Raw genomic sequence first — 24,237 nt, forward strand, 5'->3', positions numbered from 1 at the left:
CGTCCGTGTCGCTGAGAGGCTTGATGTTTAACTCCATCCTCACTATAAGGCATATAACCACTATGGAGTACAGCGGTATTTTTCACTGTTTTTAATCAGGCCTATACATCATTCCGGCGATGCACCCCTGGCGACAGGTCAAAGAGCCGCAGCGTTCCATCGCTCTCGTCACTCGTCTCAAAGGGTATTTTTTTGCCCTCCTTCGAGTCGCGATAGGTTACGATGCGCCGCGCCATCAGCTCGCCATCCTTCGGAAACACGCGGAACCGCGCCCCGCCGTCCGAGCGCAGGATGATCCCCGCGTCGTCCTCCTTCAGCGTCGCGCGCAGCTCGTCCTGCACCTGCTTTGGCATGCCGATCCCGGCCACCGGCACATCCACGGCCTCGATGATCACGATGCCCGTGTCCGCGTGGTTCAGGATGTTCACGGTGAAATCCCGCAAGTCCTGCCGCTCCGCTTCCTGCACCCGCAGAGAGAGGTAATCATCATTCGGCCCCAGCAACACCAGTTGGTCGCGGAACCAGCGGAACACCGGAGCCAGCACCGTTACATTGCGGTCCATCGCCTCGTGCAGAAAGAGCTGGTTCGGCTTTGTGCCCTTCGCCACGAACTTCGCAAACATCCGCTCCTCCTCGGTTCGATCAGGTTGAGATTCGGACTGTAGGCGGACCCAGGAGGCAGCGGTTGCCTACGCCCGCCTGACCGATCCGGCTGGCATAGTTCACCGCCGGGCTGATGATCAATCGCTGGGAGCCAAGCTGGTGTGAGTATATCGTCGTCACGCTCATCCAGCCAAACTCGACGCTGATCTTCAGCGACAGACCTCCAGGTGCATAGTCCCAATCCTCTTGGAAGCGCTCCAGCCACCGCATTACTTGGCGGCACCGGGATGAAACCGGTAATGACCGGTGAGCGGGAATTCAAAGAGGCGATTTTCGCATTTCGGTCCTTGGCCGATGTTGTGGACGATCCAGGGCGTGATGCCGCCATCAGGAGCAGGGACGACGATGGCGATGTGCGGGAGTTTGCCGGCGACGGTGCAGGTGATGAGATCGCCGGGCTGGTAGTCGGCGGCGTTTGGCGTGACGGGCAGTGAGGTGCCGCAGCGCTTGAAGAAGGTCTGCAAATTCGGCGCGCGGCGGTGGTCGATGTTTTTGTCGGTGGAAGTGAGACCCCAGTGCTTCGGGTAGGCGGCGAACGCACGCTGCATGTCCTCGTGGACGAGTTTTTGCAGATCGAAGCAGAGCGCTCGGTAGGCGCGGATGACTTCATCGGTGCAGACGCCGGTGTCGGCGGGAACATCGCCGTTGGGGTAGTCGATCTTCACATACGCAGGCTCATAGCGCACGGTGTGGCGGGTGCGCTCGATCGCGGCCTGCACGAGGCGTTCGGCAAACGGCTGCGTGTCCGCCAGTGCCATGCTGGCGAGGAGACAAAGGCAGAAAAAGCGGAGCATGTCAGTCACGCGGCACTTCGACACCGCCGATGAAGGTGTGTTGAACGTCGAGGCGGCGATTGAGGATGAGAACATCGGCCTGCTTGCCTTTGTCGAGGCTGCCGCAGGTTTTGGCGATGCCGGTGCGCTCGGCTGGGGTGAGGCTGGCCATGCGCACGGCATCGGGAAGAGTGGCAGAGGTGCTTTTTTTCATGTGATGCACCATGTGATCGAGACCGACGACGGCACTGGCCAGACCCTGGCCGGGAACGAAGCCGACGTTGCCATCGCTCTCGAAAAAGGGGCCGTCGTCGTCGGAACCGAAGCGGTAGCGGCCGGGCGGCATGTCGAGGGCGCGATTGCAGTCGGTGACGAGGCACAGACGCTCCACGCCTTTCATGCGGAAGGCGAAGTCGAGCAGCTCGGGTGAGAGATGCATGCCGTCGGCGATGACTTCGGTGCTCATTTCAGCGGTGGCGAGCACGAACTGCTCCATGCTGGCCTGCATGGGCGTGCCGAAGCGGGTGCGCAGCGAAGCGACGGAACTCATGGCACACCAGAAGTGATCGACGTGGCGCATGCCGGCTTTGAAGGCGCGCTCCATCTCCGCCCAGTTCGCGTTTGAGTGGCCGCAGGTGATGAGGCAGCGGTGTTTGCGGGCGAGTTGATAAAATTCCTCGGCCCCTGGCAGTTCGGCGGCGCAGGTGGCGATGCGAACGAGATCATCACGAAACCACCTCTCGTACTCGACGGCATTCGGTGCGCGACGCCCCGTGCGTGAATGACAACCGACTTTGTCAGCGGCGAAGTAAGGGCCGTAGAGATGCACACCGGCGATGCGAGAACCATGCGCAGCCTCCCAGGTGCGTTTGGCTTCACGGCAGGCACTGAGCATCGCCATGATCTGCACGGGTGCGCCAGTCGTGGTCGTGGGGAAAATCGTGGTCGTGCCGTGGAGAGCGTGCGCTTTGATGGCGGTACGCACCGCAGGAACCGTGGCGTCCATGAAATCGGCTCCGGCACCGCCGTGGACGTGGATGTCGATGAAGCCGGGGCTGATGTAACCGCCTTTGGCATCGATAATGACCGCGTTCTTCGGTGCGGCGACCTGTGTGCCGATGGCGGTGATTTTTCCGCGCTCACACAGCACCGCGCCTGCCTCAATCAGTTGGTCCGGCAGGATGAGCGTGCCGTTTTGAATGAGGAGTGGCGGTGCGGCGGTCGGTTTCATAAGAGCGTGAGCGGATTGACGCGGGTCTGGAGCGGAAACGTGACACGCTGGCCGCCGAGGCGGTGCGATTCGAAGACAGCGCTGATCATTTCGATGATCTGGCGACCTTGGGCAGCATCGCACAGCGGCGCGCGGTTGTCGCGAATGGCGGCGATGAGGTCGAGGCCGGAGATTTCGTGGCTGGAGACTTTTTTGGCGAGGTCTTTGTCCGCCAGCACGGGTTTACGCGGCTCCGTGCCGGTTTGAATCCACGCAAATGGCTCCTGATCCATGCGTAGGTCGATCACGCCGGCGTTGCCGAAGATTTGCAGGCCGAAGGAGGCAGGATCGTCATAAGCAGGCTTTTTCAGGCGACCATCCTTGATGCTGTCGAAGAAGAACGGCACACCGTTTGCCATCTCGAAGCGGGCATGAATTTCATCGCCCGCGAGCGGACCGATGCCCTCATCCCCCTCTTTGACATCGGCCTTGGTGACGGGCTTTCCGCCTTGGTAAACGCCGGCCGTGCAAGCCTGTGGCGCTCCCGCAAGCGCCATGGCGGTGCCCATGACGTGTGAGCCGAGCACCCACATGTCGAGGCTGCCGCCACGCGGGTCTTCTTTGCCACGGCCACGCATTTCCAAGACGCGACCGATGGCACCATCGGCGATGAGCTTCGCGACCATGGGCAGGACGGGATGGAAGCGATTGCGATGGGCAATGGCGATCTTAGTGCCGGTCTTTTCGGCGGCGGCGATGACTTCATCGGCCTCGGCAAGGCTGCGGACGAAGGGTTTTTCGATGTAGATGCCCTTGGCGCCGGCTTTGATCGCGGCCTGGAGCATGTCGCGATGCTGATCCACATGACGCGGACCGATGGCGACGATGTCGGGCTTCACCTCAGCAAGCATGGCCTGGTAATCGGCGAAGCCTTTGCCGGTGCCGAGCTTTTTAAGCTCGTCGGCGAGACCTTTGGCATCCGCATCGGCCACAGCGACGATTTCGGTGGTCGGGATGAGCTTCCACATCGTGTCGAGGCCATGGCCGTAGTTCCCACGCCCGGTGTGGCCGATGACGGCGACGCGGAGTTTTTGATCCGCTGCGGCAGCGAAACTGGAGGCGGCAAGGGCGGCAGGCAGTGAGGCGAGGATGCGTCGGCGGTTCATGCACAGACAAGAACGCTGCCACCACCCCCAAACAAGCAGTCAGATCGTGTTTGGAGCATTTCACCGGTCCGAAGAACTCCGCAGTTTGGCGCTCTGGCTCAACCTTTTGAGTTTGTTTACGCCAAATTGTGTCTATTCATCCTCCCGCCGTCCGCACCCAGCCACCACCAGGACGAAGCACACTCATCCATGTCAGCCACTCACGAGCATGCCGCAGGCGACTCCGTGCCGGAGTTAAAGCAGCGCATTCAGGAACTGGAGGGCATGCTGCATGCCTGCCGCCTACGCCTGCCGAACGCCCCGACGGCGGCGGTGCGAGAACTGGCAGAGAGCGAGGAACGGTTCGCCCTAGCGGTGCGCGGCACCAATGACGGCATCTGGGACTGGGACATCCGCACCGATGTGGTGTACTACGCGCCGCGTTTCAAACAGCTCCTCGGTTACACCGACGACGAGATGAAGAATCTGTTCTCAGAGTTCGAGACGCGACTACATGAGGAGGATCGTGAACGCATTCTGGCAGCCCTCAAAGCGCATCTGGAGCGGCAGGTGCCGTATGATGTGGAATACCGTCTGCGCCACAAAGACGGCGTTTACCGCTGGTTCCGCGCACGCGGCAGCGCCATGCGCGATGCCTCCGGCCACTCATATCGCATGGCCGGGTCGATCACGGACATCACGGAGCAGAAGGAGTCCATCCAGGCCCTGGCGCAAAGCGAGGAGCGGTTCGCCCTGGCGGTGCGTGGCACGAATGACGGCATTTGGGACTGGGACGTCCGCACCGGTGAAGTCTTTTTTTCTCCGCCGTGGAAAAACATGATCGGCTACGAGGACGACGAACTCGACAATGTCTTCGCCACCTTTGAAAAGCTGCTGCATCCCGAAGATCACGACCGCGTGATGGCGACGCTGAATGACTATCTGGAAAGCCGCACGCAGCGCTATGCCGTCGAATTCCGCTTTCGGCATAAGGACGGCTCCTGGCGGTGGATACTCGCCCGTGGCCGCTCCTTGCGTGATGAAGATGGCAAACCCTACCGCATGGCCGGCTCGCACACGGACGTGACCGAGCGCAAGCATGACGAGGAGGAACTGCACAAGGCCCGGCAGGCCGCCGAGGCCGCTAACAGCGCCAAGAGCGTCTTCCTGGCGAACATGAGCCACGAAATCCGCACGCCGATGAACGGCATCATCGGCATGAGCGAGCTGCTGCTCGACACGAAACTGAACTCCACGCAGCATGAATACCTGGAAATGCTCAAGCATTCCGCCGACTCGCTGCTCGAACTGCTCAACGACATCCTCGACTTCTCCAAGATTGAAGCCGGCAAAATGGAGCTGGACTGCCACGAGTTCGACCTCAACGAGATCGTTACCGAAACGGTTCAGGCCATGGGCATCCGTGCGTTTCAAAAGCGGCTCGTCCTGCTCCACCACATCAGCCCTGAAATTCCCGCCCGTCTGCTTGGAGATGATGGCAGGTTGCGGCAGATTCTCATCAACCTCATCGGCAACGCGATCAAGTTCACCCACAAAGGCGGCGTCACCGTCGAGGCCAATGTGGAGTCCGGCACCGCCGACTCCCTCATGCTGCACTTCAAGATTAACGACACCGGCATCGGCATCGCGGCCGACATGCATGAGAGCATCTTCGAGGCCTTCACCCAGGCGGAAGCATCCACCACGCGGCGCTATGGCGGCACCGGCCTCGGTCTCGCCATCTGCCGCGACCTTGTCACGCTCATGCAGGGCCGTCTCTGGGTCGAGAGCCAGCTCGGTGTCGGCAGCACGTTCCACTTCACCGCCGCCTTCGGCCGCACCAGCGGCATTTCGATCAAACCGCTCTCACCACGGTCCGAACCCGTCGTCACCGCACCTGCCTCCCTGAAGGTGCTGGTCGTCGAGGACGGCCACGTCAACCAGCTCGTCAGCGCCCGCATGCTGGAGAAGCGCGGCCATCTTGTCACGCTGGCTTCCAACGGCCAGGAGGCCATCGACTTCTTCAACAGCGAGCCATTTGACATCATCCTCATGGACGTGCAGATGCCGGGCATGAACGGCTTCGAGGCCACCGCCGCCATCCGCGCCATCGAACATCACAGCGGCGAACATGTCCGCATCATCGCCATGACGGCCAATGCTATGAAAGGTGATCGCGATGAGTGCCTGGCCGCGGGCATGGACGACTACATTGCCAAACCGCTGCGCTCAGCGGAGCTGTTTCAGATCGTGGAGAAAATCTCACGTCGGCCATCAGCTCCAGAGCCTGATCAACCTTTCACCCGGGCTGAACCTGCGGCATCCCGGTCTCCGGTCGAATCTGCTGCGTATGATCTCGCCGAATTCCGTGACTCCGTGGGCGATGCGAAGCTCATGCGCAAGCTCATCGCCATCTTCTCCGAGGACTCGCAGAAATACCTGAAGAAGGCCGAGAAAGCCCTCGCCGCAGGCAAAGCCAAGCCACTCTATGAAGCCGCGCACTCGCTCAAAGGCATGCTCGGCGTTTATGCCGCCCACAAAGCGCTCCGCCTGTCCGCCGAACTCTGTGAATACGCACACGCCGACGATTTGAAGGGCGCGCAGCTCATGTACGACCAATTGAACAAAGAGTGCGCCCTGCTTGGCGACGCTCTGACGGGGGCCGACGACCCCGGCATCTGAGTTGAGTCAGTGATACTCCGCCATGCCATCATAGGCATGCACCACCTGGATCGGGTGGCCGATCTCACGCAAAATCTGCCGCGTCAGGTTCAGCTTCGCATGCAGCGCCGAGTCATCGTGATCAGGATCATGATGCACCACGATCCATTTCTTGGCGTTCACCAGCTTCGTCAATGCACAGGCCGTGGCAAGGTTCGAATGGCCCCAGCCAATGCGCTTGGGATAATCTGCGGGCAAATACTGTGCTTCGTGGATCAACAGATCCACACCATCGAGGAATCTCACCATCGGCTCATAGGGCACCACCGAGTTCGAATCACGCGTCAGCAATGCTGGCGAGCCGGTGTAACCCTGCAGAAACTCGTTGTCGGGAATGAGCGCCACGCTCCAGCCGTCATGCGTCACCTTGAAGCCTACCGTCGCACCTGGATGCTGCGTGAACTCGCGCGTCACCGTCACATCGCCGATCTTCACGGGTGCATCGTCCAGAAACACGAAATTGATCTTTGCGCGCAGGTCTTCGCGCTGAATCGGGAAGTAATCGCGGTCCATCTGACCACAGAGCAGGGATTCGATATTTTTGCCGAAGCCACGCTCACCATAAACCGTGATCTCAAAGCCAGGCACATAGATCGGCGTGAAAAACGGAAAACCCTGAATGTGATCCCAGTGCGTGTGTGTGATGAACAGATGAATGTGGCATGGACTGCCGGCTAGAAACGACTGTCCCGCATCCCGCAGGCCGGAACCTGCATCAAACAGGATGCGCTCCTTACCGGTGTTGTACTCAAAGCACGTCGTGTTGCCGCCATGCTGCGCATAGCGTGCCCCGCAGACCGGAATCGAGCCGCGCGTGCCCCACAGCCTCACATGTGATCGTTTCGTGTCTAACACCGGCGCATACTGCTCAGTAGCAGCCGGGATGTGGTCACGATGCGTCACCCCTTTCGCGGAAGGTGCTTCATGGAAATGCTGCCGCAGCTTTTCCAGCAGCAGTTCAGGATCGAATGGCTTGATCAGCACGTCCACCGGTCCGGTCTGCTGGATGTGCTTCAGCTCCGTGGAGTAATCCTTCGCCGTGCAGACGATCACCGGCAAGTTTTGGGTCAACTGCTGCGCTCGCAGATGCCGCAGCACCTCCAGGCCGTTCATTTTTGGCATGATCAGGTCCAGCACCAGCAGGTCCGGCCTGAATGCCTCGATCTGCTCCAGGCACTCCTCTCCGTCCTCCGCCACCCGCACCACATAGCCGTGCTGCTCCAGCGCATGGGACATCCGCAGCGAGATCGCGCGAACATCTTCGGCCAGGAGGATTCTTTTTGGTTGGGTTGGTATCGCCATGTCTTGCCTCGGTACAATATACGCACAAAACGCATGGTCGGGCTGGCGGGATTCGAACCCACGACCTCTTCGTCCCGAACGAAGCGCTCTACCAGGCTGAGCCACAGCCCGCCGTTGTCATCAATGACTCGTGCGGATTCCGCTTTCGGCATCACTGCTGTCTGGCGGGCGAGACGGATTGGTAGCCTCTTCATCGAACGACGCAAGTTAGAAGATAAAGACCAGGCATCCCATAACTTCGCTACAACCCCATGAGCTCGACCTGCTCCACGCACCACGGCAAAGCGGCGCGTAAAGCTGTGCCCCCACTGGCCGAGGTGCGCGGTGTAGCGCAGCAGCACATAGACCAACAGCGCCGACCACACCTGCCAGCGGATGGCGTTGGCGCTGTGGCCCAGGAACTCACTGAGCTTGAGCGTCTGCTTCACTTGTTTGAGCCGAGCGGAGCGCGACAGCCAGCCGCAGGCTGCCCCGAAGGGGTGAGCGCCGTGAGGCGGTGCGAAGCAACAACACCTCGACGTCCCAGCGGGCGCGGTTCCTTGGCAAGCGCTTGTCCAGCACTCGCATCCGTATCGCAAAAGCAGACGTGGGCTTGCTTGGTAGGAAAGCTGCGCGCGATGGTGCTGCCGATGCCATTGGCACCGCCGGTGACGAGAACGATTTCATCACGAAGATCAGGGTAGGGGGGGCATCACTTTGTCTTCTTGATCGCTGGATGCGCTGTCAGCTTGGCCGCAGCCTGCTTCAACTTTTCCATTTCGACATCGTTCGCAGGCAGCGCACTCGCGGTGAAGGCAGGCAACAAATGCTTCCACACCAGATCGAGTTCGGTCTGCATTTGGCCGGTCTGCGCGGTGATGGCGATGACGGCATCATGTTCGGGCATGACGAGACAAATCTGTCCATCACGACCATCGCCACGGAAGCAGTTGTTTTGGCAGCGCCAGAACTGGAAGCCGTAGCCTTGCTGCCAGTCGGAGGTTCTGCCGCTGGGGGCTTTGCTGTTATCGACGTGCTTGGCGGTGGCCGTTTCCACCCACTTCTGCGTCAGTAGCTGCTTGCCGTTCCAGGCACCTTTTTGCAAATAGAGCTGGCCGAACTTGGCGATGTCCTCGGTGCGGATGAAGAGGCCGTAGCCGCCGATGCTGTAGCCTTCGGCGGTCGCGTCCCACACCGGGTTCTCGATGCCGAGTGGCTCAAACAAGCGCGGCGTGAGGTAATCGAGCACCGTCTGGCCGGTCGCTTTCGACACGATGGCCGAGAGCATATAAGTGCCGGGCGTGTTGTAGCGGAAGAAGGTGCCGGGCTGGTGCGTCACCGGCTGTGCGAGGAAGGCCTTCACGGATGGCCCCTGATCGAGCGGGAACTTCGGCTCCACCTCATGCCCGCCGCTCATGGAGAGCAAATCACGCACCCGCATGGCCTTGAGGTTGTCACTGGCATTCGCAGGCGCTTCAGCCGTGAAAAACTTCAACACCGGATCATCCAAGCCCAGCTTCCCCTCCGCCACCGCGAGTCCGACGGCGGTCGAAGTGAAGCTCTTGCTCAACGACCACATGACATGCTTTTTGTCCGCCGCCTCCGGCGTCCACCAAGCCTCGGCGATCACTTGTCCGTGACGAACGAGCATGAAGCTGTGCAGTGTATTGATCTCCTTGTCCGCTGCTTCGATGTACTCACGAACCGCCGACGATGAGATGCCCTGGGATTCGGGAGTGCTGCGTGGCAAAGACTTGTCCGCCGCCGCTCCCGTCCCTGCGGAAGCGAGTAATAGTGATGCGGAGAGAATGAGATAAAGTGAAGCGGTGCGTTTCATGGCGTGGTGAGTGTGTGGTCGAGTTGGGTCGCGCTGTTGGTGAACTCCGAGAGCGCTCAGCCTCTTTCGATAGCGGTGCCTTCGTTTGAAAAACACCTTCATGGCTGCTTGCCGCCGCTTGTCGAGCCGTTCATCCTCAGTCACCGCACAAACAGGGTCTGTGAGTTGTGCGAATGCAGGCGCTCGGGCTTGAGTTTAAACCCGGGCAGAATTCGCACGAACTTCTGCGCACCGCAGCCAGGGACCCGGCAGGGTTCCTTCCGCTTAGGGCACTGATTGTAGTGGCAGACCATGCCGAGATAATTGGCGCTGCGATGGTCAATCAGATGCATGGAGTAATGATGGTGCGCGACGGAGAGGTGATCATCATTGTCCACCTGCTCATTAACCACGGCTGGCGCGAGCTTGCGGATGTCGTTGGCGCGGGCGGTGGTGGTGACCCAAATAGCAAGGTCGATGTTGCTGCACTCGTGGTAAATTTTGATGCGCCGGCTGCGGAGGCGACTGAAGCGCGGCACCTCCTTCCATAAGGGTAGCGCGGTGGAGCCGAAGAGCACGACCTTGGTAACCTCCGGCATTGCTTCGAGGTTCTTACTGAGGAGCCGAGCGGCGCGGCGGAAGTCCTCCTGATGCCGCAACATGCGGCGGTCCTCGTCGTATATCTCGCCGTAGCTGACCGGTGTATTTTTCTCGGACTCTTCGATGCGCTGCCCGACCTCCTCGTACCAGTCGGGTTCGTCATCGCTGCCGGGAATGATGGCGTTTTCATAAATGTAATCGTTCATGATTTTGCTCGGGTCGGGCAATAAAGAATACTCGGCGGGATGCTCCTGCTGGCTCTCAGGCGTAGCTTTGTCGTCGATGGGAACGACGGTTCCAAAAGCTGCGAGATGGCGATCTTCCACCCACTCGAGCAGTAGAAGACCCTTACCGTCCTCATCAGTGCGATGCACAAACTGAATGTCCTCGGCTTTCAACCCCAACGCGGTTGCCATGAGGACATGGCGCTCGGTGAGGAGGCCCTTGTCTTTCAACAAGGGCCAGGAAGGATGTGGTTCTCGGTGTTGCTTGCGATGCTTGCCCATGGCGTGAAGTAGTCATGCAGATGGCTGCCCGCAAGTGCGTCGTGCGTGGATAGGATGTGATCACGCCGACGCACGACTTTCTGCTGATCTTGAAGGCGGAATAGGGTTGCTTCCCACCCTTGCAGCCCGCATTAAAACCAACTCATGGACACCCACCTCCGCCACCTCGCTTCCCTCCTTCTGTTGTCCGCCGCCTCCTTGCTCGGTGAAGCGCCAGCGAACAAACTCGCGCCAACGCTGCAACCTTTTGTCGAGAGCCACACGCTGGCAGGCGCGGTGGTGCTCGTGGCTGATCCTGACAAGGTGCTCGATGTCGAAGCTGTCGGTTATGAAGACATCGCGGCAAAGAAGCCGATGCAGACGAATTCCATGTTCTGGATCGCCTCGCAGTCGAAGCCGATCACAGGCGCCGCGTTCATGATCCTCGTCGATGAAGGCAAAGTGAACGTCGATGACCCGGTGGAGAAGTATTTGCCTGAATTCAAAGGCCAGCAGGTGAATGTCAGCGCCGATCCAGCCAAGCCCGAACTCAAGGCACCACGGCATCCGATCCTGGTGCGTGAAGTCCTCAGTCACACGAGTGGACTGGACTTCAAGTCGCCCATGGAGACGCCAACGCTCGATTTGAAGTCGCTAGCTGAGCGTGTGCGCAGTTACGCGAAGATGGCGCTTTTGTTCCAGCCCGGCAGTAAATCCAAATACTCCAACGCGGGCATCAACACCGCAGGCCGCATCATCGAAGTGGTCAGCGGGATGAAGTATGAAACCTTCCTCGCCGAGCGGCTCTTCAAGCCCCTCGGCATGAAGGACACCACCTTTTGGCCGAACCAAGAGCAGCAAGCCCGCCTTGCGAAAGCCTACAAACCCAACGCGACGAAGGACGGCCTCGAAGAAGTCACTGTCGGCCAGCTCCTCTACCCTCTCGACAGCACCGAGCGCTTCCCGATGCCCGCAGGCGGCCTGTTCTCGACTGCGAATGACCTGTCGCTCTTCTATCGCATGATGGCGAACGGCGGCACCTTCAATGGCGTGCGCATCCTCTCCGAAAAAGCCGTGCAGACTGCGACCAGCGATCAATCCGGCGAAGCCAAATCAAACTATGGCTTCGGCTTCGGCACCGACGGCAAATCCTTCACGCACGGCGGCGCTTACGGCACGAACTCGCGCTACGACCGCGAGAACAAGCTCGTCACCGTCTTCCTCGTGCAACACGCCGGTTGGTCCGGCGGTGGCAAAAACATCCTGCCCACCTTCCAAAAAGCCGCGACGGCTGCTTTTGGCCTCAAAGGCAAAGCAAGCGCCCCAACGCTCAACATCGGCATCAACAGCGCCCCAGCATCCGTCTTGAAACCAAAGGAGACGAAGTAGCAAGACCGGCGATGCTGATAACGATAGCGTCATTCGACGCCAAGTCGCAACGATGCCCTAACCATGAAACACCTTCTCTCCCTTGCTCTCATCACCACGTCGCTGCTCGCCCAGGAGCCGGAGCGCATTCGCGACATCATTTACACCAAGCATGATGGCGTTGCGCTGACGATGGATGTCTTCAAACCGGCGCAGGCAAACGGCGCGGGCATCATCAAGATCGTGAGCGGCGGGTGGAAATCGAATCACAACGGCATCAGCGACGGCGGCTGGCCGAAGGCGGGCTACACGACCTTCGTCGTCGTGCATGGCACGCAGCCAAGGTTTCAGGTCGAGGAGATCGTGGCCGATCTAAATCGTGCGGTACGTTTTGTCCGCGCCAACGCCGCCAAGTATGGCGTGGACCCGCAGAAACTCGGCGTCACCGGCAGCAGTGCGGGCGGGCACCTTAGCCTGATGCTCGCGACACGTGGCGGACCGGGTGATGCGAAGGCAGCCGACCCGATTGATCGTGAAAGTAGCGCGGTGAACGCGGTCGCGTGCTTCTACCCGCCCACCGATTACCTGAACTGGTTCGAGCCCGGCGACAACGCCGTCGGCATCGGCAAACTCGCCGCCTACGCCGGAGCCTTCGGCCCCAAAGCCGCGACTGAAGAAGGCCGCGAGGCACTCGGACGCGAACTGTCGTCGATCTACTGGGTTCACAAGGAACAGCCGCCGATTTTCATCGTGCATGGCGATGCCGACCCGCAGGTGTCGCTCACGCAGTCACAGCGCTTTTTGAAACGCTGTCATGAAGTCGGAACAGTGTGCGAACTGGTCATCCGTGAAGGTGCCGGCCACGGCGGCTGGCAGGAGATGCCGCAGGACACCGAGCGCATGGTGGAGTGGTTCGATCTCCAACTCCTCGGCAAACAACCCGCGAAGCCCTTCACGCTGAATGTTTCGTCTCTGCCGAGCACGCCGGTGAAGAAGAAATAGGCCTGAGTAAGCGGCGTATGTCTGCGGATGTTTTTTCTCCGCTCTTGGCTTCTGCTGACCGTGCTCGATTCACTGCCTCAATCCCTCCAATCTCACGCTCATGAAAGCCATTCTCATCACCCTGTTGCTCGTCACCTGCCTGCGCGCCGAAGAACCCATCGCCATCGGTTCTCGCCGTGAGCTGTTTGTGGATCGCCTGCTCGTCGGCGAGATGAAGAACACCACGCTGAAGCTGCACGAACCCATTCTCGCCGAGCCGCTGAGGGAACCTCGCCCGAATGGCCATTACGCGACCGTCTTGAAGGCGGCGGACAAGTTTCAGTTTTACTACCGGGGCGACAAGGACCCGAAGGTGACGTGGAAGACGCACGGCATCGAGGCCTATCATGATGGCGAGGTGACGCTCTATGCGGAGAGCAAGGACGGCATCGCGTGGACGAGGCCGAAGTTCGGCTTGTTCGAGCATCCGTCGTTCCCGGAGGGCAACATCGTCTTGATGAATGAGTTCACGGTGAATCACAACTTCACGCCGTTCATCGACACGAAGCCGGGCGTGCCAGTGGAGCAGAAATACAAGGCGCTGGGAGGCATCGCGTTTCAGCCGCATCAGTCGGCGGTGCGTGAAAAGCGCGGTGTCGGCGGACTGAAGGCGTATGTTTCGCCCGATGGCATTCATTGGAAAAAGCTGCGTGAGGAACCCGTCATTCCCGAGGACTGGGGCAAATACTTCGACTCCCAGAACTACGCCTTCTGGAGCGAGAGCGAGCAGTGCTACGTCTGCTACTTCCGCCGTTTCATCAAAGGCTACCGCGGCATCGCGCGCACCACCTCGACCGACTTCATCAACTGGACACCCTTGGTCGAGATGCGGGCGAATCTGCCGAATGAGCATCTCTACACGCCCTGCACGCAGCCCTACTTCCGCGCGCCGCACATCTACGTCGCGATGCCCACACGCTTCATGGACAAGCGTGGCGCGGCCACGGACATTCTCTTCATGAGCACGCGCGGCGGCGACCATTATGACCGCGAGTTCACGCAGAGCTTCATCCGCCCCGGCTTGAGCAAGGACGGCTGGCTGAATCGCGCGAACTACGCCGCCATCGGCATCCATCAGACCAGCGACACCGAGCTGTCCATGTTCCTCACTGGCGGACGGCGCTACACGTTGCGGCTCGATGGGTTTGTCTCGGTGAATGCACCCCTCGCAGCCGGCGAGTTCATCACCAAGCCATTCACTTTCACCGGCAAACAACTGGAGATCAACTACGCCACCAGCGCCGCCGGTCAGGTGCGCGTCGAGTTGCAAGACGCCGCAGGCAAACCGATCCCCGGCCTCACGCTCGAAGACTGCGAACCAATCTGGGGCGATCACGTCTCACGCATCGTGAAATGGAAGACCGGTGACGAAGTGAGCGCCCATGCTGGCAAACCCGTGCGGCTGCGCTTTGAAATGAGTGATGCAGATTTGTTTTCGATGCGGTTTCAATCTGACTCCAAGCCGTGAGTCTGCCATCAAAAGTTCCTCTCGCGTCGCTCGTATTTCTTGCGGTGCAGCGTCCCATCGCGTGTGAATGAAACGTCTGCCGCCTTCGAAATGACCCAGCCAATCATGAAAACCACCCTCGCACTCCTCGCCATCCTGTTCGCGCTTGTCTGCCAGCCACTTGTCGCTGCTGAACCGCCGCTCCGCATCACGCCTGAGAACACGGTGATTCTCGACGGCAGCTACTACCCAGGGCAGGTGCTGCAATACTATTTGATCCGTGGCTGCGTCGGGGCTGAGGCGGCGCGTCCTTATTTGCCAGATGCGAAGATCGATCGCGCGGTGGCACCGCATTTTCCCGTGCTTGCCGACAAAGCAGGATTGGTGCTCCCGGAGGGCAAGCTGGTGCTCGCTGTCGGCAACAGCCGCTTTTTGACCGCAGAAGACAAGGCAAAACTGGAGGCCAATCCTGGTGCCATCTTGCTGAGCCGGCGCGGCAATGTCGTCGTCATCGCGGGCAATCCTTTCACCGGACAGAACGGCACGACGACGGCAATTTCGGAGTTCCTCGATGTGGCGGCGGGGATTCGGTTCTATGCGCCGTCGGAGCTTTGGCACAGCCGACCCAAGGGCGGCGTCATCGAAATCGGTGCGCTCGATTTGTTCCGGAAGGAACATTTCAAGACGAGTTTCTTTGCGCCGTTTTGGAAGGACCACGCCGAGTGGCTGCGCATGAATCAGAACGGCTCGCGCATGACCTTGCAGTGCTTTCACAATCTCGCGAACGTCTTCCCGCCGGAGAAATATGGCGCCACGCATCCCGAGATTTACGAACTGCGCGGCGGTGAGCGGCGCGTGCCGGTGAGCATCGGGACGAAGATTTGGAATCCCTGCCTCTCGGCCCCGGCGCTGCCCGATTTGGCGATGGATTACATCCGCGAGCAGATGCGCGCACGGCCTTCGCTGACCTACGTGAGCATGGGTATGATGGACATCGCCTTCGAGTGCCAGTGCGAGTCGTGTCAGGCCTCGGTGAAAAAGCACGGCTCGTATAGCCAGCTCTACTTCCACTTTGTGAACGAAGTGGCGCGCCGCAGCCGCAAGGAGTTTCCCAATCTCGCCATCACCTGCTTCTCCTATGTGAACGCCAGGCGTCCGCCCACGGGCATCAAGTTCGAACCCAACGTGGCCGTGAAGCTCGTCACCAAGAGCTACACGTTCCTAGAACCCGAGGCGGCAAAGGCGCAGCGGGAGGCCATCATGGAGTTTTCCAATGCGGGCGCTGGCTGGTTCTTCCACGACTGGCGGTTCGCCGGTGTCACGCCGCGCAATGACATGCCGGTCGTGGCGGACTTTCTCCGGTGGGCCGCCGAGCACCGCTGCCTCGGTGCGTATATTGAATACTCGCCGGAACAGAACTACTACCTCGACGGTGCCTATTACTGGATACTGATGCGGCTGATGTCCGATCCATTCCTCGACGTGAAGAAGCTCTGGACGCAATATTGCAACGACATGTTCGGTGCGGGAGCGGAGCAGATGCTCGCCTTCTACCAGCACTTCGAAACCAAGCACGCGACGGCGCTGCAACATCTCGCGCTCCTCGGCGACATGCCGCGCCAGGAGCCCGCGCTCTACAGCGCCGAGGATGTCGCGTGGGAACGCAAGACGCTCGAACAAGCCATCGCCATGACGAAAGACGATGCTCAGCTGCAGGAGCGGCTCGCTCAGGTGATGCGACACTTCCGCGCGCACGAACTGTTCGCCCTCGCCACGCATAAAGCCTATCAGCTCGACCGCGCTGGGACTGGCACCGGCATCAATGCGCCGCTGCTCGCGTATTATCTCAATGACGACGGCAGCGCCATGGCTGAAGCCGTTCGCTACTTCGAAAAGGAGCGCAACATTCCGCCTGCCACGGGCGACGTGGAGATGCGGCTCGGCTACCTGCCGACGGTCATCGCGAACTACAGCAAAGGCATCGGTTCGCTGCTCACCGAGATGGGTAAGCAAGCCCGCACCGCCGTGAGCGACACCTTGCCCGCAGCGGAGAGAGCCGCAGCGTTGCGAACCAAGTCTCTCGAAATCCTGCGTGCCAATCTCCCCGCGAAATCGCGCCCCGACCGCGTGCAGTTCTTCGAGCAACTGCTCGACAAAGCGGTTCCTGTCCCGCGCACCGCCACCATGCCGAAACTCGACGGCGTGCTCGACGATGCCGAGTGGGAAAAGGCCGCGCGCATCGAAGGCTTCACCATCCGCAGCTCCATCCTGCCCTCGAAGCATGCCACGCGTGCGAGATTGTTCCGCGTGGGCGACCAGCTCGTCATCGGCATCACCTGCGATCAAGTCGGCCCCATCTGGGCGGAGACGCCGCGTGACACACTCACCGGCACGCACATCTGGCGCGAGAGCGGCGTGGAAATCATGTTCGGCTCCCTCGATCCGAAAGCTACGCCCGTCGGCACCGGCCAGTATGACATCAATGCCCTCGGCGCATTCCGCGGCTTTGCCATCGCCAAGGACAACCGCGAGGGCGTCCAGTGCGCCGTCAGGCTCGACGAAGCCGCCCACCGTTTCGTCATCGAAGCCTCGCTGCCCCTCAAGGCCCCCGGCTACGACTACACCGGCCTGCGGGAACTCAATTTCAACATCGTTCGCATGATTTACACCCGCAACAGCTACGGTGCCGACGAATTGCTCAACTGGCACCCGACCTCGCTCGGCACCATCGTTTTTGAATAAACAGATCGCCTCCAGCCCGCGACGAGCGAACTGGAAATCCTGACGCACTCATGTTCCCACCCAAACCCCAGCTTCCACGCCGGGCATCATTGCCGCTCGATGTGGCGGCGTTTTTGCGGGAGCGTTTGTTGCGTGGGGATTGGGCGCGGGTCTTGCCGGGGGAGACTGAGCTTGCCCGGGAACTTCAGGTCGGGCGGAATACGATTCGCGCGGCACTGGCGGTGTTGGAGAAGGACGGGCTGATCCGCACGGCCTCAGGCAAGCGGCGCGAGGTGGTGGGGAAGGTGAAGAAACTGCGGCGGTCGATGGAGAAGGTGGCGGTGATGCTACTGCCGGTGCCCTGGCACACGCTGGCACCGTCCACGCTGCTTTGGATGGATGCGCTGCGGGCGCGTTTGCAGGGCGCTGGCTGGCAGTTGCAGTTGGTGGTCGATGCGGCAGCGTTTCGTCGGGCTCCGGCGGCAACGCTGGAGTCGCTGGTGTCGCGGCATCCATCGGCGGTGTGGATTTTGTTTCGCTCGACGGCAGCGATGCAGCATTGGTTCGAAAAACGGCAGGTCTGCACGGTGGTAGCGGGCTCGTGTCACCCTGGGGTGAGTCTGCCCCAGGTGGACATGGATTTCCGTGCGACCTCACGTCATGCAGCTGCTCGGCTCGCAGGGCTGGGTCATCGCCGCTTGGCCGTTTTAGCTCCGGCAGTTTCATTCGCGGGCGATGACGAAAGTCTCGCCGGTTTTCGAGAAGGAGCGGGTGATGCCTTCGTGCAGGTTCATCAGTGCAATGATTCAAAGGCAAGTGTGATCAAGGCGCTGCGAGTCATTCTGACCGATGCCCAGAGCCCCACGGCGATCTTTGCCTTCCAAGGTGCTCATGCGGCCACCGCGCTGACGTATCTCTCGCAGCAAGGCGTGTCGGTGCCTGCGCAGATGTCGCTGCTATCGCGTGACCACGAGCCGTTCCTCGCGCACCTCGTTCCCGAACCCGCCCGCTACGAGCGCCAACCGGAAGTCTTCGCCAAGAAGCTGGCGCATCTCGTCACCGCGCTTGGCGATGGTGTGCCGCCAAAGAAAGCGCAACATTTGCTGATGCCGACTTTTGTGAGGGGCGAGACGCTGGGAGGGGCACCTGTTCCCACAAAGAACAGGTAGTTCGTTGGCATGGTTTGGTCAGGTTCGGCGTTAATGTCGTGCACCGCATGACCACACAACGCATCACCGGCCTCGTCGCCGCCACCCACACGCCGTTTCACGCAGACGGATCACTGAATCTCGCCGTCGTCGAAAAGCAGGCGGCGCATTTGCAAGCCACCGGTGTGAGCCACGCTTTCATCGGTGGCACCACGGGTGAGAGCAGCTCGCTGACGCTGGAAGAGCGTCGCGCATTGGCCGTGCGCTGGTTTGAAGTCACACGCGGCTCGGCGCTGACGGTCATCGTGCATGTGGGATCGAACTGCCTGGCTGATGCGCGCGTCCTAGCTGCGCAGGCGCAGGAACTCGGTGCCGTGGCGGTGAGTGCGCTGGCGCCTTCGTATTTCAAGCCGGGTAATGTCGCCACGCTGGTCGATAGCATGGCGCAGATCGCTTCCGCCGCGCCGGAGTTGCCGTTCTATTACTATGAGATTCCGACGATGACGGGCCTGACGCTGTCGCCATCCGAGTTTCTTGGCCAAGCGGCGGATCGCATTCCGAATCTCGCCGGCATCAAGTTCACCAGCAGCAATCTCATGGAGTATCAGCTCTGCCGCGCCTCGCACGATGGAGCCTTCGACATCCCGTTTGGATTTGATGAAATGATGCTCGGGGCTCTAGCTCTCGGAGCCACGGGTGCAGTTGGCAGCTCATTCAACTTCGCCGCGCCGATCTACAATCGCCTCATCGCCGCCTTCCAACGCGGCGACCTCATCGCTGCACGCGAGGAGCAGATGCGCTCCGTCCGCACCATCCAAAAGCTCGTCGCCCGAGGTTACATGGGCGCGGCAAAAGCGGTGATGAAGATGCTCGGCGTGGATGTCGGCCCTGCGCGTCTGCCTTGTGGAAGTCTTGATGCCGAACAATCCAAGACGTTGCAGGCAGAGCTGGATCAAATGGGCTTCTTCGAATGGATCAAACTCTAGCCTCTAACATCATCCTGCCTCGCTCCCAACATCTCTCCACGTTATGAAATCCCATCCTACACCTTGCTCAACACGGCTCATAGTCCTCATCCAAGCGATCGCAGGGCTTGCTCTGGTTTCGACTCTCCAGGCACAGCCGCAGAAGTATCTGATGCTCGACTCGCGCGTTGTTGAGCGGGTGGAGAATGCGAAGCTCGTGCTCGGCGCGCCGGTGAAGCATGAGGGCAATCCTGTGATCCAAGCTGACAAGCCTTGGGAGAACTCGATGAACAATCTCTATCCCAATGTGATCTGGGATGCACAGGAGAAGATATTCAAGCTTTGGTATAAGTGCGTGTTGGCTGACAAGGAAGTGATCGCGCAGATGGATCGGCCCAGCACAGTGCATGACGTGGGTTGGTATCTGCTCTATGCCACGTCAAAGGATGGCATTCGCTGGAGCAAGCCCGAGCTTGGGCTTCACAAGTTCGCCGGCAGTGCGGCGAACAACATCGTGGCGCGTGATTGCCCGAACGTGGGCGTTTTCAAAGACCTGCATGATGCGGATGCGAGTCGCCGCTACAAAATGGTGAGCGATGTGGGCCTCGGGAAGCCGCAGGTGCGTTTCTCGGCTGATGGCATTCACTGGGGCGATGCGATGGATGTGAAGGGCTTCAGCGCGCAGAACGGCGATACGCACAACAACGCCTTTTGGGATGAGCACAGCGGCAAGTATCTCTGGTTCACCAAGCTCTACCTCGGCGAGCGGCTGGTGGCGCGCTTTGAGAGTGATGACTTCATGTCCTGGAAGAACAACGGACTCGTGTTGCGCTCCAACATTGAGGAAGGCCGCGACAGCCAGACTTACTGCATGCCGGTCTTCCGCTACGGCAGCATCTATCTGGGCTATGTGATGATGTATAACGTGGGGCGCGGTCGCAGCGTCGATTGTGAGTTGAGTTGGAGCCATGATGGCCTGCAATGGCAGCGGGTGGCCCCAGGCACGCCCTTCATCCCACGCGGCGCTAAGGGCAGCTATGACAGCGAATGCATCTATGCCATGGCCGGAGAGCCGATCATCAGAGACAACAAGCTCATGATTTTCTACGGTGGCGATGACTTTCCGCACACTGGCTGGAAGCGCCATTGCCTGCCGTGCCTGGCCACACTGCGGGTGGATGGCTTTGCGGGCTACGAGGCGATGGATGCGGGCAAAACAGCCACGGTGATCACGAGTTCTTTGCGTGCCGAAAAAGTTTGTGTCAGCGCCGATGTATCGGCCGGTGGCAGCATTCACATCAAAGCTCTGGATGATCAAAATACTCTCGTGGACGAAGCGGAACCGATCACCACGGAGGTGATGGATGCCCCACTCCGCTGGAAGCGCGGCGCGGTGGCGGGCAAGCCGGTGCGCTTTGAAGTGCGGCTCAATCATGCGCGGCTCTATGCGATCAGTGGCGTCGAGTTAGTCCATGCGGAGATGAAGAAGCCGTCCAAGTCATCGGATGCACCGGGCCGCACGCCGCACCCGATCCAGACCAAGAGCCTTTCATTCAATGAGGACGTGCAGGGATGGAAGGGCGTGGATAAGATCGAGCATCATCGCGATGGTGGAGCCAAGGGTGGTTTCGTGCGCGTCTCCCGCAGCGGTGGGGCGCTGCCATTTGCCTTTTCACCTGCCACGGCAAAGGAGTCTCCCCTCGCTGGCGATTGGACGACGCTCGTGGGTGGAAAAGGCGCGAAGATCACCTGCCAGGTGCGTTCCGCCAGAGCGGCTGGGCGTGTCGTGATCGAGATCTTTGCCCGGGACATCGCGCAATGGTCGATCGAGACCAAAGCCCCCTTCACCAACAACTGGACGCAGGCCCTCGCCACGCTGCGCTACGACTGGAGTGATGAGGAAGCCAAAGCCGCCGGGTGGAAGCGCCCCAGCCATGCCTTTTCGTGGTCAGACACGATGAAGAATGTCGGCAAGTTCGTCATAGCCACCGCAGGCGGTGCTCAGGAGAGCTTTGATCTGGATGAAATCACCGTCACGGGCTCGAATGAGTGAAGCTACGGGTCCGTTGCTGCTGCATCCATCGCTGCGCTCAATCCTCCACGACCTCGGTCAGGCGCTTCACTCGAGGATCGGTGAAGACATCCAACTCATCGCGACTGGTGCTGCTGAACTCGGAGACGATACAGCCTTCATCGCCTGCTTGGAACCAATGCCAGGTGTTGGGCGGGATGGTGTGTTGCTCGCCGGGAGTAAGCTCGATCTCATGCCGCACATGATAGAATGCCTCGCTGCCGGGAGGTGGCTGGCAGTGTGGCTGCGGCGTGGGCGGCCCTTCCACATAGAGATAGACCTTGCCCCAGCGGCAGCGGAACGTTTCCATCTTCCCCGCTTCGTCACCCACCGGCGGATGCAGATGCTCAGGGAAGGACTGCCGGGGGAAAAGAATCAGCTCCTTGGCGCAGTAGCTCGGGTTGTTCTCATACACCACGAGTTGCAAGCCGGTGCGCTCCAGTTCCCCCAGCCCCACTTCCGCTATCTCGATATTCTCGCGTTCCTGCGGAGTGATGACAATGCCCGCCGTGGCGAGCATTGCAGCAGAGCGTGCCTGAGCCTGGCGGAGTTCGGTGCGGGTGATCATGGTTGATGCGAAACGATGGCTGGCACCAGACCCTTTCGCCTCTGGAATCGGCTTCATTGTATTGTCCGCATCACTTCACCCTTGTCGAAAGCCAGCTTGTTCCCCGAGCGTAATCTCCCACTCATGTTTCACCGGTTAACACTATTTCTTCTCGCGAGCAGCTCCGTTTTTGGAGCAGGATTGAGCCTTGATGAGGGCAGGAAGCTTTGGGCGATGATCCCGCCGCAGATCGTTCCTGGCGCGAGCATCGACGGCTTGATCGACAAGCAGCTTGCGGAGAAGAAGCTCGTGCCGAATGCGGCGGCGAGCCGGTCGGCGCTGGTGCGGAGGCTGTATCTGGATCTCACGGGGTTGCCGCCGACGGACATGGCCGATAAGTCCGACTTGGCTGATGTGGTGGATGCTCTTTTGAAGAGTCCGCACTTCGGCGAGCGCTGGGGGCGGCACTGGCTGGACATCGCGCGTTACGCGGACAGCAACGGGCGCGACCGCAATGTCATGAACTATCATGCGTGGCGCTATCGCGACTATGTGATCGCGTCGTTGAATGCGGACAAGCCATACGATGTGTTCATCCAGGAGCAGATCGCGGGAGATTTGATGCCGACGCAGGACACATTGCAGCGGAACGAGCGGCTGACGGCCACGGCGTTCCTGGCGCTCGGGGCCAAGGCCTTTGAGGAATCCAAGCAGGATCTGTTTCACATGGATGTGGTGGATGAACAGATCGAGATGATCGGGCGCGGCGTGCTGGGACTTTCGGTGGCTTGTGCGCGGTGTCACGACCACAAGTTTGATCCGATCCCGACGGCGGACTACTACGCCATCGCGGGCATTTTGCGCAGCACGCAGCCACTTTATGGACATGGGCCGCGGGGCATCAAGGCGACGATGTTTCATCACACGGACTTTCATCCGCTCGGCGATGAAGGGGCGCAAAAACTCGCGCCTGCGGCTCTCGCTTACTTCACCAAGCTGGATGCCGACATTCTCACGATGCAAACGGCCCGCAGCTCGCGCTATGGCGTTTGGAGGCGAGTGAATGACGCGAAGCGCCTCGTGGAAAGCTCCAGCGGTGAGGCCAAGACAAAGGCCGAGGCTGATTTGAAAGCGATCGAGGCTCAAATCGCGGATTGGGACGTGAAAATCAAAAAGCTCGAGGCCGATGTCGAAGCGCTCAAGATCACCCCACCGCCGCAACCAGCCTGGACGATGGGTGCGCGGGATCGCAGCGAGATCATGGACTGCCGCATCCACATTCGTGGCGAGACGACGACTCTCGGCGACACGGTGCCGCGTGGATTTTTACAAGTCATCTCTCTGCCTGGAGTCAAGCCGCCCGCGAAAACGCAAAGCGGTCGTCTGGAGCTGGCGCAGTGGCTCACGCATCGTGGCAACCCGCTTACCGCTCGTGTGATGGTGAACCGCGTGTGGCAGAAGCTCTTTGGTCGGGCTTTGGTGACCACGCCGGATGACTTCGGTGTGAATAGTGCGAAGCCGAGCCATCCTGAGCTGCTCGATTACCTCGCGGTGCGTTTCATGGAGCAGGGCTGGAGCGTGAAGAAACTCATCCGCGAGATCGTGCTGTCGAAGGCGTATCAGCGCAGCACGGATCAGTCCGTGAAGGCAACGCAGAGTGATCCTGACAACATCTGGCTCTGGCGCATGTCGCCACGACCCGTGGAGGTCGAGGTCCTGCGCGACTCCATCCTCGCGCTCAGCGGCCAGCTTGATCCGTATCCGCCGCAGAAGCAGTTCCTGGAGCGCTTTCATCCGCAGAAGGATGCGGAGCTTTTCACCTTCACGCCCTTCCTCACCGCCGATGCCATTGTGGATCATCACCGCAGTGTGTATCTGCCCATCGTGCGCGGCACGCTGCCGGAGATGTTCCCTCTCTTCAATTTTGCCCCGCCCGAGCGGCCCATGGCGCAGCGTGAGGAGAGCATCGTGCCCGCGCAATCGCTCTTTTTGATGAACAATGCCTGGGTGCTCGAACAAGCCCGCCACACCGCCACGCGACTACTCAGCGACACCACAATCGCTGATGACTCGAAGCGCCTCGACCGCCTTTACGAACGCGCCTTCTTCCGCGCTCCGACACCTGCGGAGCAAAGCCGCGCTCTCGCCTACCTGAAAACGAGCGGCCCTGAGACCGCATGGACCAGCCTTTGCCAAACCGTGATCGCCAGCGCGGAGTTCCGCGTTGTCAGATGA

Annotated in this window: 18 protein-coding genes and 1 tRNA gene; 9 read left to right on the plus strand and 10 right to left on the minus strand. The window is 60.3% G+C overall.

Features of this window, described 5'->3' with window-relative positions; all coding sequences use genetic code 11:
* Positions 1–101: 101 nt before the first annotated feature.
* From ACKVY0_RS00925 to ACKVY0_RS00940, 4 genes are all read right to left on the minus strand, one after another.
* Positions 102–623 (minus strand): hypothetical protein, encoded by a 522-nt coding sequence (locus ACKVY0_RS00925; protein ID WP_409212899.1) that lies wholly within the window; start codon positions 621–623, stop codon positions 102–104.
* 249 nt (positions 624–872) lie between these two features.
* Positions 873–1,457, minus strand: a complete 585-nt coding sequence (locus tag ACKVY0_RS00930) for a DUF1287 domain-containing protein (RefSeq protein ID WP_409212900.1) — start codon at positions 1,455–1,457, stop codon at positions 873–875.
* A 1-nt stretch (position 1,458) separates the two neighbouring features.
* Positions 1,459–2,667 (minus strand): amidohydrolase family protein, encoded by a 1,209-nt coding sequence (locus tag ACKVY0_RS00935; protein WP_409212901.1) that lies wholly within the window; start codon positions 2,665–2,667, stop codon positions 1,459–1,461.
* Entirely contained in the window at positions 2,664–3,812 is a 1,149-nt protein-coding gene (locus ACKVY0_RS00940; protein ID WP_409212902.1) for a Gfo/Idh/MocA family protein, read from the minus strand. Before ACKVY0_RS00940 ends, ACKVY0_RS00935 begins: the two co-directional genes overlap by 4 nt.
* 189 nt (positions 3,813–4,001) lie before the next feature.
* On the opposite strand from ACKVY0_RS00940, the gene ACKVY0_RS00945 reads away from it, so the two are divergent.
* A complete protein-coding gene (locus ACKVY0_RS00945; protein WP_409212903.1) occupies positions 4,002–6,473 on the plus strand; it encodes a PAS domain-containing protein in 2,472 nt (823 codons plus the stop codon).
* A 6-nt stretch (positions 6,474–6,479) separates the two neighbouring features.
* On the opposite strand, the gene ACKVY0_RS00950 is transcribed toward ACKVY0_RS00945, so the two are convergent.
* From ACKVY0_RS00950 to ACKVY0_RS00970, 5 genes are all read right to left on the minus strand, one after another.
* Positions 6,480–7,814, minus strand: a complete 1,335-nt coding sequence (locus tag ACKVY0_RS00950) for a response regulator (protein ID WP_409212904.1) — start codon at positions 7,812–7,814, stop codon at positions 6,480–6,482.
* 34 nt (positions 7,815–7,848) lie between these two features.
* Positions 7,849–7,925 (minus strand) — tRNA-Pro (locus ACKVY0_RS00955).
* Between the two features lie 313 nt (positions 7,926–8,238).
* Positions 8,239–8,475 carry an SDR family NAD(P)-dependent oxidoreductase gene (locus tag ACKVY0_RS00960; protein WP_409212932.1) on the minus strand — a complete coding sequence of 79 codons (237 nt, stop codon included), beginning with the start codon at positions 8,473–8,475 and terminating at the stop codon, positions 8,239–8,241.
* Between the two features lie 30 nt (positions 8,476–8,505).
* Positions 8,506–9,630 (minus strand): serine hydrolase domain-containing protein, encoded by a 1,125-nt coding sequence (locus ACKVY0_RS00965; protein WP_409212905.1) that lies wholly within the window; start codon positions 9,628–9,630, stop codon positions 8,506–8,508.
* Positions 9,631–9,770: 140 nt separating this feature from the next.
* Entirely contained in the window at positions 9,771–10,715 is a 945-nt protein-coding gene (locus tag ACKVY0_RS00970) for a hypothetical protein (RefSeq protein WP_409212906.1), read from the minus strand.
* Between the two features lie 144 nt (positions 10,716–10,859).
* Here ACKVY0_RS00970 and ACKVY0_RS00975 point away from each other — a divergent pair, with 144 nt between their 5' ends.
* The 7 genes from ACKVY0_RS00975 (at position 10,860) to ACKVY0_RS01005 (ending at position 21,437) form a co-directional block, all read left to right on the plus strand.
* On the plus strand, positions 10,860–12,083 hold the full coding sequence (locus tag ACKVY0_RS00975; RefSeq protein WP_409212907.1) for a serine hydrolase domain-containing protein: 1,224 nt from the start codon (positions 10,860–10,862) through the stop codon (positions 12,081–12,083).
* Between the two features lie 63 nt (positions 12,084–12,146).
* Complete coding sequence (locus tag ACKVY0_RS00980; protein WP_409212908.1) at positions 12,147–13,064, plus strand: prolyl oligopeptidase family serine peptidase; 918 nt, start codon at positions 12,147–12,149, stop codon at positions 13,062–13,064.
* Between the two features lie 100 nt (positions 13,065–13,164).
* Positions 13,165–14,571: a hypothetical protein gene (locus tag ACKVY0_RS00985; RefSeq protein ID WP_409212909.1), complete on the plus strand. Its 1,407-nt coding sequence runs from the start codon at positions 13,165–13,167 to the stop codon at positions 14,569–14,571.
* Positions 14,572–14,676: 105 nt separating this feature from the next.
* Positions 14,677–17,292, plus strand: coding sequence for a DUF4838 domain-containing protein (locus ACKVY0_RS00990; RefSeq protein WP_409212910.1), 2,616 nt, complete (start codon positions 14,677–14,679; stop codon positions 17,290–17,292).
* 50 nt (positions 17,293–17,342) lie between these two features.
* Positions 17,343–18,440: a substrate-binding domain-containing protein gene (locus ACKVY0_RS00995; RefSeq protein WP_409212911.1), complete on the plus strand. Its 1,098-nt coding sequence runs from the start codon at positions 17,343–17,345 to the stop codon at positions 18,438–18,440.
* A 47-nt stretch (positions 18,441–18,487) separates the two neighbouring features.
* Positions 18,488–19,405, plus strand: coding sequence for a dihydrodipicolinate synthase family protein (locus ACKVY0_RS01000; RefSeq protein ID WP_409212912.1), 918 nt, complete (start codon positions 18,488–18,490; stop codon positions 19,403–19,405).
* 43 nt (positions 19,406–19,448) lie between these two features.
* Positions 19,449–21,437 carry a hypothetical protein gene (locus tag ACKVY0_RS01005; protein ID WP_409212913.1) on the plus strand — a complete coding sequence of 663 codons (1,989 nt, stop codon included), beginning with the start codon at positions 19,449–19,451 and terminating at the stop codon, positions 21,435–21,437.
* 37 nt (positions 21,438–21,474) lie between these two features.
* On the opposite strand, the gene ACKVY0_RS01010 is transcribed toward ACKVY0_RS01005, so the two are convergent.
* Entirely contained in the window at positions 21,475–22,023 is a 549-nt protein-coding gene (locus tag ACKVY0_RS01010; protein WP_409212914.1) for a D-lyxose/D-mannose family sugar isomerase, read from the minus strand.
* 123 nt (positions 22,024–22,146) lie between these two features.
* Here ACKVY0_RS01010 and ACKVY0_RS01015 point away from each other — a divergent pair, with 123 nt between their 5' ends.
* Entirely contained in the window at positions 22,147–24,237 is a 2,091-nt protein-coding gene (locus tag ACKVY0_RS01015; RefSeq protein ID WP_409212915.1) for a DUF1549 and DUF1553 domain-containing protein, read from the plus strand.

The sequence above is a fragment of the Prosthecobacter sp. genome, assembly GCF_046154365.1.
Classification (GTDB): Bacteria; Verrucomicrobiota; Verrucomicrobiia; order Verrucomicrobiales; family Verrucomicrobiaceae; genus Prosthecobacter.

What these genes read in the sequence shown, in the direction of transcription:
- ACKVY0_RS00925 (WP_409212899.1), bottom strand. Translation starts at nt 623, where the DNA reads ATGTTTGCGAAGTTCGTGGCGAAGGGCACAAAGCCGAACCAGCTCTTT.
- ACKVY0_RS00930 (WP_409212900.1), bottom strand. Translation starts at nt 1,457, where the DNA reads ATGCTCCGCTTTTTCTGCCTTTGTCTCCTCGCCAGCATGGCACTGGCG.
- ACKVY0_RS00935 (WP_409212901.1), bottom strand. Translation starts at nt 2,667, where the DNA reads ATGAAACCGACCGCCGCACCGCCACTCCTCATTCAAAACGGCACGCTC.
- ACKVY0_RS00940 (WP_409212902.1), bottom strand. Translation starts at nt 3,812, where the DNA reads ATGAACCGCCGACGCATCCTCGCCTCACTGCCTGCCGCCCTTGCCGCC.
- ACKVY0_RS00945 (WP_409212903.1), top strand. Translation starts at nt 4,002, where the DNA reads ATGTCAGCCACTCACGAGCATGCCGCAGGCGACTCCGTGCCGGAGTTA.
- ACKVY0_RS00950 (WP_409212904.1), bottom strand. Translation starts at nt 7,814, where the DNA reads ATGGCGATACCAACCCAACCAAAAAGAATCCTCCTGGCCGAAGATGTT.
- ACKVY0_RS00965 (WP_409212905.1), bottom strand. Translation starts at nt 9,630, where the DNA reads ATGAAACGCACCGCTTCACTTTATCTCATTCTCTCCGCATCACTATTA.
- ACKVY0_RS00970 (WP_409212906.1), bottom strand. Translation starts at nt 10,715, where the DNA reads ATGGGCAAGCATCGCAAGCAACACCGAGAACCACATCCTTCCTGGCCC.
- ACKVY0_RS00975 (WP_409212907.1), top strand. Translation starts at nt 10,860, where the DNA reads ATGGACACCCACCTCCGCCACCTCGCTTCCCTCCTTCTGTTGTCCGCC.
- ACKVY0_RS00980 (WP_409212908.1), top strand. Translation starts at nt 12,147, where the DNA reads ATGAAACACCTTCTCTCCCTTGCTCTCATCACCACGTCGCTGCTCGCC.
- ACKVY0_RS00985 (WP_409212909.1), top strand. Translation starts at nt 13,165, where the DNA reads ATGAAAGCCATTCTCATCACCCTGTTGCTCGTCACCTGCCTGCGCGCC.
- ACKVY0_RS00990 (WP_409212910.1), top strand. Translation starts at nt 14,677, where the DNA reads ATGAAAACCACCCTCGCACTCCTCGCCATCCTGTTCGCGCTTGTCTGC.
- ACKVY0_RS00995 (WP_409212911.1), top strand. Translation starts at nt 17,343, where the DNA reads ATGTTCCCACCCAAACCCCAGCTTCCACGCCGGGCATCATTGCCGCTC.
- ACKVY0_RS01000 (WP_409212912.1), top strand. Translation starts at nt 18,488, where the DNA reads ATGACCACACAACGCATCACCGGCCTCGTCGCCGCCACCCACACGCCG.
- ACKVY0_RS01005 (WP_409212913.1), top strand. Translation starts at nt 19,449, where the DNA reads ATGAAATCCCATCCTACACCTTGCTCAACACGGCTCATAGTCCTCATC.
- ACKVY0_RS01010 (WP_409212914.1), bottom strand. Translation starts at nt 22,023, where the DNA reads ATGATCACCCGCACCGAACTCCGCCAGGCTCAGGCACGCTCTGCTGCA.
- ACKVY0_RS01015 (WP_409212915.1), top strand. Translation starts at nt 22,147, where the DNA reads ATGTTTCACCGGTTAACACTATTTCTTCTCGCGAGCAGCTCCGTTTTT.